This window comes from Erythrobacter sp. S249, from assembly GCF_057364975.1.
This window is the reverse complement of sequence record NZ_CP200287.1, coordinates 2,200,019-2,212,215: the sequence shown is the minus strand read 5'-3', so window position 1 is coordinate 2,212,215 and position 12,197 is coordinate 2,200,019. Positions and strand designations below refer to the sequence as shown.

Below are 12,197 nucleotides of genomic sequence, written 5' to 3'. Positions count from 1 at the left end.
ACCTATTGTTTTCAGATATTTTGTCGCTTTCTTACAAGTATTTTGGCGCATTCTTACAAATATGAACAGTCATCATCTTTATTCGCTTATCTATGACAGCACAATCAACCCAAATGGGTATGATGCGCTGATCCATGCGTGGAATGATTATCTGGAATTGCAAACGGAGAAGGACGACATCACTCGTCGTTCAGAAACCATGAGCCGATCCGTAGAGGACCTGGCCAACATTCAAAGTCACCTAATCCGCGCCGAAACCATTCTAGATCAGATTGGGCGATCTCAGAAACCTCTCAATCCCTCCAAACCTCGCACCCGGCTTAGCATTGTGATCAATGAGGATGGCCGAGTGCTCAGCAGTAATGACGAAGCTCGCGACCATTTTGGTTGTGAGGTGACTTTGGCCACCCTTTACGATTCGTGCGATGTCGATTCCGTCAAAAGGCTGCAGACTGCATTGCGTGGATTGAGCGACTACCATCCCGGCCAATTCGTGACTTTGTTGACGATCCCAGCCGATGATTTTTCCGGTGCAGCCACACAATATCTGTCTGTGACGATGCAAACTGAGCTCGCGGGAAGGCGCAAAGTTTTGGCGTTGCAATCTTTGACCATTCCCTGGTCTCAAGCTTTGACGGATGAGCTCGTCATAATTTTCAAGCTCACGCCTGCCGAGGTGGAGCTCAGCAGGTTAATGGTCGAAGGGCTGTCGTTGCAGCAGGTGGCTAAAGCCAAAGCACGTTCAATCGAAACTGTGCGTGTTCAGTTGAAGGCCATTTTTCGCAAGACCTATTCAAAAACCCAGACCGAACTTGTGCGCACAATGATGATGCTCGCAACTGTCATTGAAACCTCTCGAGGCGACGCCGGGCCGGCCCAACCTGATCAGCATTTCGACGAGTTTATCCTCCCCGACGGCCGGACGACCACTGTACGATATTTTGGTGATGAGCATGGCGCTCCAGTATTGTTTCTGCATGGGATGATGGATGCCTTTGGTGGGCCGATGCTTATGGATGAAGCCTTCAGGCAGGCCGGCCTTAAGGTCATCTGTCCTGCCCGTCCGGGCTTTGGCGAGGGCGATACTATCGCGGCTTATGGAAAAGATGCACAGCGTCTGGTCACAGAGGATATTGTCTATCTTGCTGACCAGCTGGGGCTAAAACGATGCGTAGTCCTTAGCCATATGTCAGGGGGCGCCTATGCTTTCTCGCTCGCTAGTGCGCTGAAGGATGAAGTAGCGGGCATCGTGAACATATCCGGCGCGGTTCCAATCCGCTCACGCAAACAAATTCGAGCAATGGCGCCGCGTCAAAGGGTCGTTGCACTTACCGCGCGTTATTGCCCCAGCATACTCCCACCATTGCTGCGGATTGGTATGTCGCAAATTGACACGGAGCATTGCGCTTCTTTTGTGAATGCTTTGTTTGAAAGCGAAACGCCAGACCGAGACTTCATCGAGCGCCACTCACTTTATGAAATACTCGCTGATCAATATCGCTGGTCAACACAGAATGGCTATCATGGTTTCAAACTGGATGCCTCAATCGTTACAACTGATTGGTTCGACAAAAGCAATCCACCGTCTTGCCCAATTAGATGGTTTCACGGGGGCCATGACCCAGTTGTGAGGCATGAAACAGCGCAGGGTTTTGCAGCGGAACTTCCCAATGCCGAGTTTCACTCCTTTCCTGATGAAGGCCAGCTGTTGCTTTATCGCCATCCAGAGCAGGTGATTTCAGAGATTACGAAGAGCTTTTAAGAGGAGGCAGATGTCGACGCTATGCCTGAACAGGGCTGCTCTGAGAGACTCCGTGACAACGAGCCTGCATCGATTGCTGCGTCGCCGTAAGAAGTGGCTGCGTCGGCGTTCGCTTCGTCAGCGCAACCAGCCAGACCGGAACCCATCATTGCGGTTGCGACTCCAAGGCCCGTCTAAATTTTCACAGTCGTTTTCATCAGTTGCACTCCCGCGCAGGTTGTTCGTGTGAAGGGCATCTAATTTTTCCGTATGCCACCAGTTGCCAAGGTGCTCATTCTGACCAAACGGTCCCCATCGACCTTTGGCGCATTCAGAGAGTGCTACGATCAGTTGCGAGCGATATTCAGCCTCTAATCCATCGATCCGTCGCGAGATACATCCAGCCTTAGATATCTTCATAGAATACCAGCAAGATTGGCGACCGCAATTGGATCGAGAGCGGACCGTCTGGTTTGGAGGTGCCAAGGGCGCGAAACGGGCTCGCGGTTGGCGGCCCAACCTGAGTCATATTCGACGCAATCTCGGTTTTGGATAGCCTTCCCCAACGTAGTCAACCGGACTGGATATTAGGCGTGGGACCAAATTTGCTCTGCGCTCTGCAATTGGTACTGAGTGCGAAGAGTACCTGATCCCATCGTTGGGGTTTTGCCTGCCACAAAACAGCTTCAAAACTGCACCAAGTTTCAAACGATCCAAGGGCCGGTGATCGCGAGTGTTCGGGCGGGCGCATAGGCATTGACGAAGAACCATTTGCCATCTGGTGAGAAACAGCCGCCCGCTAGCTCGGTTTGCATTCGCAGGCGCGCAAACTCGTATGGTAAGCCTGTGGGTGAGATACCGCGCAGGTGGTTATCGACCACCTCGGTGTATTGATCCTCGCAGACAATAAGGTGGCCGTTGGGCGCTACGCACAGGTTATCGCCGTAGTTGAACTGATCCGTGCTTTCACTCTCGAAAAACAGTTCGATCCGGTCGCTGCCCTGTCCACGGCCGGGTACGAAACGGAAAACTTGGCCAAGCGTCTTCGAACCACCGCTTGTCGAGCAGATGAAGAGCTCATTTGTGCCCATATGAATGCCCTCACCCCGTGCGATTAACGCCGCTCCTCTCGACGCCGCGCGTTTGCGCAGGTCGTCCTTGGGTGCTTCGACGTTATCAAGATCGGTCCACCGGACCGAATAGGATTTGCCAACGGGCATACGTCTGGCGTCCCAGTTTCGCGTATCCGCAAGCCCGTCGATCACCATCGCTTGTAGTTTGCCGCCATCAGAGAGTTTCCCTGGTGTGCTTGGCAGGAAACGATAAAGCGCGCCATCGTCTCGGTCTTCGGTCTGGTATATATATCCAGTGAGAGGATCGACGCAGACGGCTTCGTGATTGAAGCGCCCCATCGCACGCAGCGGGACCGGATCGACTAGGCCTGTAGAATTACCAGGCACCTCAAAAACCCATCCGTGATTGACTGCCAGTCCATCGCCATAGCGCTGTCCCGGTCCGGTTGGTGCCTCCTCACAGGTCAGCCAGCTTCCCCATGGTGTCACGCCGCCCGAACAATTGCGGATCGTTCCGCCGAGCGTACGAAACTGGCGCTTTACCTCAAGCGTCTTCGCATCGAGCACGATATTGGTCGTACCGCCCGGGACGATCTTGCCGTTTTGGGTACCGAAGCCATTGGCGATAGAGCCACCGGCATCGTCGCTTGGCACCAGTTCATGGTTGCGCACGAGCACGATCTCGCCATTTCCGAGATCAAGGCAACCCATTCCGTCCGCCTTATCCGGCACACTGCCGCCATCATCCATCGCGTCGCCGAGGCTGGAAAGCACCCGGTACGCAAAGCTTTCAGGCAGGTCCAGCATGCCGTTCGGATCGGGAACAAGTGGACCGTATCCCGCGCGCGAGGGTTGTGCATCTGGCACGCTTGTGCCGCGGATCATGCACCCGCTGGCGACGAGAGCTGAGAACGCGCTGCCGGTAGCAGCAAGAAACTGACGACGGCTTGGACCGGTTGAAAACATGTTCATTTTTCCTCGATATCGATCAGATTCCAATCAGCTTGCGACCTATCAATTCTGCAAGCCTAAGGCTTTGAATTGGCGTTATCTGGCCCTCCATCCTCAGCATAGCGCTCGAACCAAGCCAGGATCGCGGACGCTTTAGCCGCGCTCTGCGAAGGGCGCGCGGTTATAGCGTGGCTAGCACCGGGTACCCGGATGAGCGTAGTGGGTACTCCTGCGAGCTGCAGTGCGGAATAATATTGTACCGCTTCGCTTACGGGAGTGCGGTAGTCCTCGCTTCCAACTACGACCAATGTCGGTGTTTGGACATTACCGATCAAGGATAGCGGGGACTGCTCCCAGAACTTCTGAGGGTTCTCCCACGGTCGGGAGCCCACCCAATAGAGTCCAAAATAGCCGATGCCGTCCGCAGTCAAAGCTTGCGTTGTCCAGTTAATCACCGGCTTTTGCGTTGCCGCAGCACGGAATCGGTTGGTCTTGCCCACGATCCACGAGGTGAGCACACCGCCACCCGAACCACCTGTGACGAACAGTTTATCCGGATCGGCAACGCCAATTGCGATGGCGCGATCGACGATACTCATCAGGTCATCATAGTCCTGGCTCGGGTATGCCTTGTCGATTTCCTGAGCGAACGCTTCACCATAGCTGGTCGAACCGCGCGGATTGGCTGAAAGCACGGCATAGCCAGCCGAGGCGTAGAGCTGGTTGTCGGTCGAGAAATGCGGGCCGTATGCCGCAAAGGGGCCACCGTGAATCTCAAGAATGAGAGGTATCTGGGTCCCTTCCTCATAGCCGGGCGGAAGGGTTAGCCAGCCTTGAATCTCCTGACCATCGAAGCTCGAAGCAACGCTGATTTCACGCACTTCACCGAGTGACTTTGTTGTGAGTAGGTTTTCATTGAGACTGGTGAGGTGACGCGTATCCCCGCCTTTCGAAACTTTAGCCTCAGGCGGCCGCGTCGCCGTCCCACCTGTGAAGGCGATTGTATCGTCGTTTGCGACTGAGAAGCTGCCACCAGTGTAGGGACGATCCAGCCCGCCACCGGACAAACCCTCAACAATGGTACGAACCGAGCCGCTCAGTGCGATACGCGCGACATTGGTTTCACCGCGCTCATCGTACTGAATGTAGATTCCGCGCGAATCCGCATCCCACTGGAAGGCATCGACGCTGAAATCCCAGTCCGCCGTCAGAGCGCGTCGGCCGTCACCATTGGCATTCATGATATAGAGTTCGGTATTCTCGTAAGCTCGGCCTTCATCATCGAAGCCAAGATAGGCAAGCCGCCGACCATCGGGCGAGACCTGTGCTCCAAAATCTGGGCCGTCTCGGGTCGTCAATCGCGTCAGACCAAGGCTATCCATATCCAACGCCCAAACATCGGATTCGACGGGGTCGGTCTGCCAGTTGGGATTGCGGTTGGCGCTAAAATAGATCGTGCTCCCATCTCGCGACCAGCTCAGCGGTCCGCCATCATGATACTTGCCGAAAGTTAGCTGACGCGCCGCCCCGCCCGTCGCGGAAATCATAAAAATCTTCTCGAATCCGGGTGTCAACTCGCCTTCTCCGTCAGCTCTGAAATTGACGAGATTGGTGATCTCCAGCGGGTCTGCCCATTTGGCACCTTCTGGTTTATTGAAAGGTGCAGAGCCCAAGGACGGTGCGGGATCTTCGACAAGCATGGTGTAAGCAATTGAGCGACCATCAGGCGACCAGGCGATGTTCGATGGGCTGTTGGGCAGGCCAGTCAGCCTCACGGCCTCGCCGCTTTCGAGCCATTTGACCCACAATTGTGGGTTTCCCCCATCAGTCGACACATAGGCAACGCGCGATCCATCAGGTGCCCAGCGCGGCGAAAACGCACTGCCATTGTGTCCAGCAAAAGGTCTTTGCTCACCACTTGCAACATTCACTATCCAGATCGAGCTGAGCGCTCGGTCAGCCATGATATCGTTCTGGCGCCGGACGTAGGCGATCGTGCTACCATCGGGACTGATCTGCGGATCAGATGCGAATGCGAGATCAAACAAGTCCTCACCATTGAAGGTGCGATTGGGGCCGGTCTTTTTCGAGCCCTGCGGGACAGACGCCGATTGCTCTTGAGCGACCGCAATAGAAATGCCGGTGGTGGGCAGCGAGAGCAGGCTCGCGGCAACAAACATTGATCTCATTAGGGGCAACCCTATTCTCCCATTCCTTTGTCTACGCGATACTTTTCGAACCAAGCCAGAGTGTAGTCCGTCTTGGCATTGAGAAGCGATGGTCGGCTGGCGATGCCATGATTGGTGTCCGGAATGCGCACCATTACGCTTGGTACTTCGCGCAATTGCAGCGCTTGATAGAATTGCTCAGTCTCAGAGATTGGCGTGCGATAGTCATTCTCGCCAGTGATAAGCATCGTTGGCGTTTCTACATTACCCACCAATGACAACGGGGAGCGCTCCCAATAGTGTTCTAGGTTTTCCCAGGGCGGACCTGGAAACTGGTTGGCGATCTGGCCGATGTAGCTATCGGCAGTAAGAACCTTTGAGACCCAGTTGATCACCGGCTTGGCTGCCATGGCGGCATTGAAACGGTTAGTGAGGCCGATTGCATACGCTGTAGCGATGCCGCCCGCTGATCCTCCCGCGATGAAGAGGTTGTCCTCGTCCGCAAAGCCATTTTCGATCGCCCAATCAACAGCCGACATGTGATCGGCAAAGTCATCGGGACTGGAATATTTGTATTTCAGCAGGTTTGCGAATTCGCTGCCATAGCCAATCGAGCCACGGTGATTGTCATAGATCACCACATAACCCGCGGCTGCCATTCTTTGCAGTTCGGCGGAGAAATGGGGGCCATAGGCGAGATGCGGCCCGCCATGGATTTCGATAATGAGCGGATACGTCTTGCCTTCCTGATACCCCGGCGGAGTTATCATCCATCCCTGGACCTCAAGTCCATCAAGCGAGGAGTTGTATGTAAAGCTGCGCAGTTCACCGAGGTCGCGATGCGCGAGCAAGTCTTCGTTCAGTGAAGTAAGTTGCCGCGTCTGGCCTGAACGGTAAGAAAACAGGTCGGCGGGTCGGTGGGCATTGCCCTTTGTATAAACGAGTGCGCCGTCTTTACCTGCATCATAAGTGCCACTGACATAAGGCCTACCGATCGTTGTGCCACCAATCCCCTCGACCGCCACGCGCCGATTGCCTGACGTGTTGACCACGCCAATGTTGTTTTGCCCCCGATTTTGAAAGGTGTATGCAATCTCGCGATTTGAAAGCCATTGGAGGTTACCTGTGCGGCGGTCGAGCCCGTCCGTCAGATTTCGAATATCGCTACCATCGCGCTCCATTATGAACACGTTGGTGGGTAGGAATGGCTCGGTTTCATTGCTCGTTCCGAGATAGGCAATGAGTTTGCCATCTGGCGAGACTTTCGGGGACGCCTCGACGCCCCTCATATCAGTTATCTGATTCAATCCACCGGTCGCGACATCTACAGCGAAGACGTCCGCTTCTCGGCTCTGAAGTTCCCAACCTTCTAGCCGGTTTGCGGAGAACAAGATTTGTTCGCCATCAGGAGTAAACGACAATGCGCCTCCATGATTGAAGTCTCCCGTGGTTAGCTGACGAGCGGTGCCCCCTTCGGCCGGCATAACGAAGATATGATCATAGGCTAAGTCCACAAACCCCGCGCCGTTTGTACGATAGCGTGCACGGTCAATGACCCGCGGCGCCTTCGCCCATTTGGCACCCTCTGGCGGTTTGGGCGCGCTAACCAGACGTTGGCCTTCTGCTTTCACAGCCATTGAAAAAGCCAGCATTTTTCCATCTGGCGACCAGACTAGATCGCCTGGCGCTTCTCCAAATGTGCCAATAAGCGCGGCGCGGCCAGATCGCATGTAGTGGACATAGAGCATTGTTTGCCCCGAAACGCTTTTCAGATAGGCAATGCGCGTCCCATCCGGCGACCAGCGCGGCGAATGATAGGATCCGCTGTCGGCGAGAAGTGGCTCGTGTGCACCATCACCCAGATTTACATGCCAGATGCGGGAAACTGTGCGATCACGCATAACATCATTGGAACGACGCACATAGATGGCTGCTCGTCCATCCGGAGAAATCTGAGGCTCATCTGCCCACTCTAGCTCGAAAACGTCTTCAGCTGAGAACAGGCGTGGCTGGTCGTTGGCATTAGCGCCCGTGGCGATGCTTGCTATCAAGGCTGCGGATGTGAGAAATCGAAGCATTGTGTACCCCTAAAAGCACTAAGACTTATTGCGAAGTGCGGGAGCCCAAACTGGCTACACGCACGATATGGCCAAATGGCCTCTACCTTACGACATCCATCTCTTCGATCAGCGCATTTGCGTCGTCTACCTTGTCCATCACCCATAGCATGTAGCGCGTATCGACATGGATCGTTCGGGTCGTGCGCGGGTCAAAATCCCAATCGGAATTGACGCTTTCGAAGGTGCCATCAAATAGCAGCCCAACGAGCTCGCCCCGCGAATTGAGCGTTGCCGAACCGCTATTCCCGCCGGTGCTATCCAAGTCAGATAGAAAATTCACTGGTACGGAACCGATGCTCTCTAGCGCATAAGGCCCGTAGTCCTTAGCCTCTATCCGATCGAGCAGCTTGGTGGGAGAATTGAACGGGTCCTGACCAGTGTTCTTGTCCGTGATTCCTTCAAGCGTTGTAAAAGGCAAATAGGCCATTCCATCGCGCGGACTTCCGCCAAGTACGCTCCCAAATGTGATACGAAGAGTGCTGTTAGCATCAGGGTAGGTTAGGTCGCCGCTTTCACGTTGCCACTTAGTGATGGCATCCATGTAGGCAGGGCGCAAAGCAAGTGAGCGACCCGCCCGGATTTTGCTCTCGGTTTCCAGCTGGAACCCGTAATCATACATTGCGGCCGCCAATTGCATGAAGGGATCTTCGCTTGCCTCCAAATCCGAGGTTGACGCTTGCATCAGCGCTAGCCGGGTATCGGCGTCGCCAAGCGACGTATTTTGGTAGAAACGATCAACCAAAGCGGGCAATTCGTCGGCTGTGGTATCGGACCTCAGTCCAAGGGCCTGATCAAACGCAACCACTCGTTCGCTCATCGGCTGGTTGATATAACCTTTGAGGAACAGCACCCACTCTGCCTTGTCGACCGCTGGGTCGTACCGCCGATCTAAGGCCTGCAGGCCTTGGCGGAAAAATGTCATGTCACGTTCCTGATAGCCAGGTTCTCTAGCCGCATCGGGCTTCTGCCGTTCCTTTGACAGCCTGTAGAGACGTCGAGCTGCCGAGAACAAAGATGGGCGTGAGACATTACTGTACCAGAAATTTGTGCGCGAAGCCTGAGCGGTTTCCTCCGACAAGGCGGCGAGCTGCGCGATGGCCCGGCCATAATCTGCTCGCGATGGATCTGCTGAAATCCACGCGCTAAGTGCGGCTTCACGATCGCGGCGCCGCTCGACCAATCCGACCCGGCGTGCTCCTTCGATCTGGCCGCTCAGGTTCTTGGAGAAATTGTTGAGACCAGCCAAGCGGGATTCGTATTTCACGCGCGCATCCGAACCTTCAGGTGCTGCTGCTTCGATGGTCGCGATCCAGTCGTTGAGCAATGTTTCAAATGTCGGATAGCTCCAATTGAACGTGTTCTCGACTTCGGCGAGTAATGTGTAGCGACTGGTCGATCCCGGGTAGCCGGCGGCCATCACAAAATCGCCATCAGCAAGCCCGCTTGCGCTTACCTTGAGGTGATGCTGTGGTTGGTAGGGTACATTGGCTTCATTGAAATCAGCCGCTGAGCCATCGGGGGCGACATAGGCGCGGTAGAAGGCGAAGTCACCCGTGTGACGCGGCCACTGCCAATTGTCGATGTCGCCGCCATATTTTCCGATCGAATCTGCAGGTGCATAAACAATCCGTACATCGCGTACTTCCAAACGCTTCACCAATTTGTATTGCGCGCCGCCATAAAAGCTGGCGACCTGGCAACGATAACCTGCCGCTTCTTCGCAACCTGCAATGATGTCTTTGCGGCGTTGCTCGACCAGTTCGTAGCGCTCAAGCGGCTCCAGCTCTTCAGAGCCTTCACGAACTTGGTCGGTCACGTCGGTGACTTCGGTTGTGACGTAGATGCGCGAGCCAGGTGCTGCGGGGAGCTCATCAGCTTTGGTCTTGGCGAGAAAACCGTTCTCAAGGTAGTTGTTTTCAGCGGTCGAGTTGTACTGCACCGACCCACGTGCGCAATGGTGATTGGTCACCACCAGCCCTTGGGGCGATACAAAGCTAGCGGAGCAGCCTCCTAACGAAACCACTGCACCCATAGGAAAGCCAGTTAGATCGGCCAGCGCATCTGGATCAATTTCAAGCCCGGCCTCTTGGAGCTGACCGCCAATCTCTTGCAGTTGGTCAGGAGTGAACATCCCTTCTTTCGCATCAAGTGGGGTCTTGAGAGTGGTAAGCAGCAGCAGGCCAAGCGCAAAATATTGAGAATTGTTCATGAACGTACCTTGCAGTTAGCGCCGAAATAACGACGCGCCATAGTCTAAATGAGATAGTGTATCATGATTGCTTTGACGTCTAGTCTAACCATGGTCATGCCCGAGGACATTAAGACTTATGCAAAATCACTCCAAGGATTGGAAGGCCGGGCGCGCAGCGCGCTCGACATAGCGGTAGCCGAGGATGCCAGCGATGATGTGCTGAACTATCCAAGCAAAGGCAGGTCAAACTAATCTGATACTGACCAGAGCCCAAATCGAAAGGTGCATATTGCTTGTTTATGAGGAAGCGCCTTCACCGGTGCATGGAGCGGAGCATTTAAGGCCTTAACTCGGTTTCGCTGCCTTGAGACGATAAAAAATCCCGCTTTCATCTTGTCCGGTCAGTTCCAAGACCCCGCTAACTACGTGGACCTTGGTCTCATTTGTGGGAAACGGCATGTCGGCATACACTTCAATGAACTGGTTCGGCGCAGCATGAAAGTGGAACGGACAACCTGGTGGGTATGCCAGTAAGACAAAGTGCTTTTGCTTTGCGCCATTTTCGAGCGGCATCATCCAGCCAGCCACTTTGATACGCTTGCCTGAAAGCCGCCTCACTTGGGAGGTGAATTTCGGTTTTGAAACGATGTAGCCCTGCGCATCTTTGCGTGTTGTCTCTCCGGTCGCTTCAAGCACCTTCCACGAGACGCCGCTTTTGGGCGTTGCAGCAGGCTTCCAAATGTCTTCGACCGTTGGACCAGTCTTGGGGCCAGGCGCTTGTGCAAAGAGCGTCGTTGCCAGGCTCAACCCGAACAATGCGCCGAATATTACCAATGTGGTTCTCCACAGCAGCATTTCCAAATTCTCCCGAGAAATCATATTTATGCCCTCGCCAGCGTACGGGCTGGATCAATGCGGTAGACCCGCAGCGCCGGAACCAATGCAGCGACAGCGCCAATAGCAAGGACCGCCAACACCAAACCTGCCTCAGCCGAAGCAGGTTCCCAAGCAGTGAGTCCCAAATCAGACAGAGTAGGAAAATTCGACCGAGCAACTACAATTAGTGAGTGTGCTGCCGCCCAACCCAAAACGGCGCCTGCACCAGCCGTGATCAATCCTTCCAAAATCACCGTCAGAAAGACCTGAATACGGCTTGCGCCCATCACTCGTAGTAAGGCCAAATCACCTTCGCGGCTTCGCGCCATGTTGAGCAGTGCGACAAAGATCGCGAGCCCGCCAGTGGCTGCCAGCAGCCATGCGAACACTCGTATCCCATCGATGCTTGCCCCGAGCAGCTCAAGTAGCCTGGCGGTTTCTGTTGCTGGTACGGCGGATTGCATCTCCGTTTGACGATTTACCATCGCCGGGATGCGGATCGCACCTGATGCGTTGCGATATGTAACGAGTAGTGCTGTCAATTCTGGGGCAAGACCTGATCCAGCGGCCTGAAGAATTCCGGGCCTAGCCGCACGCTGTTGCTGATCTGGCTGAGAAACGGCAGGCACTTCATCGGCGTGGTCATGAGAGTGACCGCCATGATCATGCGCAATGCCGTGCCCCCCCAAACACTCTCGTATGAGGTAAGAATCAAGCGATCAACGACTGTACCGGTCGGCTCTAATATGCCGACGGTCTTGAAGGGCGCATGGTCATGACCTTTATCCCCATCTTCATCCTCAGCAAAGCCGTGGCTGCCGATGAACTTTTGTCCTAGACCTGCGCCAGTCTCCAAGGCGACCTTGGCCCCCATGACTGCTTCCATTGGGCGTTCAAATGCCCGTCCGCTGGAAACCTCTGTCTGGTATAGCTCGGCAAAGCTGCTGTCTGTGCCGACGATCCTGTAGCCGCCGAAGTTATCACCGAGCGCGAGTGGCACGACCCGCGCCACAGCTGGGTCGCGCTGAAGCAGTTGCAGGCTGCTCAGCGGAATATTTCCGGTAGGCTGATCCACAT

9 protein-coding genes are annotated in these 12,197 nt (G+C 54.8%); 2 read left to right on the top strand and 7 right to left on the bottom strand.

The genetic code is table 11. The annotated features are described in order from the left end of the window. Positions 1–61 precede the first annotated feature (61 nt). Positions 62–1,762, top strand: a complete 1,701-nt coding sequence (locus AC0V6V_RS10530; RefSeq protein ID WP_486165344.1) for a bifunctional helix-turn-helix transcriptional regulator/alpha/beta hydrolase — start codon at positions 62–64, stop codon at positions 1,760–1,762. Positions 1,763–2,445: 683 nt separating this feature from the next. On the opposite strand, the gene AC0V6V_RS10525 is transcribed toward AC0V6V_RS10530, so the two are convergent. From AC0V6V_RS10525 to AC0V6V_RS10510, 4 genes are all read right to left on the bottom strand, one after another. After that, entirely contained in the window at positions 2,446–3,786 is a 1,341-nt protein-coding gene (locus AC0V6V_RS10525; RefSeq protein ID WP_486166328.1) for an alkaline phosphatase PhoX, read from the bottom strand. Positions 3,787–3,842: 56 nt separating this feature from the next. Continuing rightward, complete coding sequence (locus tag AC0V6V_RS10520; protein WP_486165341.1) at positions 3,843–5,954, bottom strand: S9 family peptidase; 2,112 nt, start codon at positions 5,952–5,954, stop codon at positions 3,843–3,845. 11 nt (positions 5,955–5,965) lie between these two features. Then, positions 5,966–8,011: a S9 family peptidase gene (locus AC0V6V_RS10515; protein ID WP_486166327.1), complete on the bottom strand. Its 2,046-nt coding sequence runs from the start codon at positions 8,009–8,011 to the stop codon at positions 5,966–5,968. 82 nt (positions 8,012–8,093) lie between these two features. Further along, a complete protein-coding gene (locus tag AC0V6V_RS10510) occupies positions 8,094–10,262 on the bottom strand; it encodes a S46 family peptidase (protein ID WP_486165339.1) in 2,169 nt (722 codons plus the stop codon). Positions 10,263–10,325: 63 nt separating this feature from the next. On the opposite strand from AC0V6V_RS10510, the gene AC0V6V_RS10505 reads away from it, so the two are divergent. Next, complete coding sequence (locus AC0V6V_RS10505) at positions 10,326–10,496, top strand: hypothetical protein (protein WP_486166326.1); 171 nt, start codon at positions 10,326–10,328, stop codon at positions 10,494–10,496. 93 nt (positions 10,497–10,589) lie between these two features. Here the strand turns inward: AC0V6V_RS10505 and AC0V6V_RS10500 are convergent, their stop codons facing one another. From AC0V6V_RS10500 to AC0V6V_RS10490, 3 genes are read right to left on the bottom strand one after another with little or no spacing between them, the layout of a single operon-like run. After that, positions 10,590–11,123 carry a DUF3299 domain-containing protein gene (locus AC0V6V_RS10500; RefSeq protein WP_486165337.1) on the bottom strand — a complete coding sequence of 178 codons (534 nt, stop codon included), beginning with the start codon at positions 11,121–11,123 and terminating at the stop codon, positions 10,590–10,592. 2 nt (positions 11,124–11,125) lie between these two features. Beyond that, on the bottom strand, positions 11,126–11,662 hold the full coding sequence (locus tag AC0V6V_RS10495; protein WP_486165336.1) for an FtsX-like permease family protein: 537 nt from the start codon (positions 11,660–11,662) through the stop codon (positions 11,126–11,128). After that, positions 11,659–12,195: an ABC transporter permease gene (locus AC0V6V_RS10490; RefSeq protein ID WP_486166325.1), complete on the bottom strand. Its 537-nt coding sequence runs from the start codon at positions 12,193–12,195 to the stop codon at positions 11,659–11,661. The genes AC0V6V_RS10495 and AC0V6V_RS10490 overlap by 4 nt, the downstream gene beginning before the upstream one ends. Positions 12,196–12,197: the final 2 nt, after the last annotated feature.

Bases quoted from the DNA above. Each gene is read 5' to 3' on its own strand.
- AC0V6V_RS10530 (WP_486165344.1), top strand. From the start codon at position 62: ATGAACAGTCATCATCTTTATTCGCTTATCTATGACAGCACAATCAAC.
- AC0V6V_RS10525 (WP_486166328.1), bottom strand. From the start codon at position 3,786: ATGAACATGTTTTCAACCGGTCCAAGCCGTCGTCAGTTTCTTGCTGCT.
- AC0V6V_RS10520 (WP_486165341.1), bottom strand. From the start codon at position 5,954: ATGAGATCAATGTTTGTTGCCGCGAGCCTGCTCTCGCTGCCCACCACC.
- AC0V6V_RS10515 (WP_486166327.1), bottom strand. From the start codon at position 8,011: ATGCTTCGATTTCTCACATCCGCAGCCTTGATAGCAAGCATCGCCACG.
- AC0V6V_RS10510 (WP_486165339.1), bottom strand. From the start codon at position 10,262: ATGAACAATTCTCAATATTTTGCGCTTGGCCTGCTGCTGCTTACCACT.
- AC0V6V_RS10505 (WP_486166326.1), top strand. From the start codon at position 10,326: ATGATTGCTTTGACGTCTAGTCTAACCATGGTCATGCCCGAGGACATT.
- AC0V6V_RS10500 (WP_486165337.1), bottom strand. From the start codon at position 11,123: ATGATTTCTCGGGAGAATTTGGAAATGCTGCTGTGGAGAACCACATTG.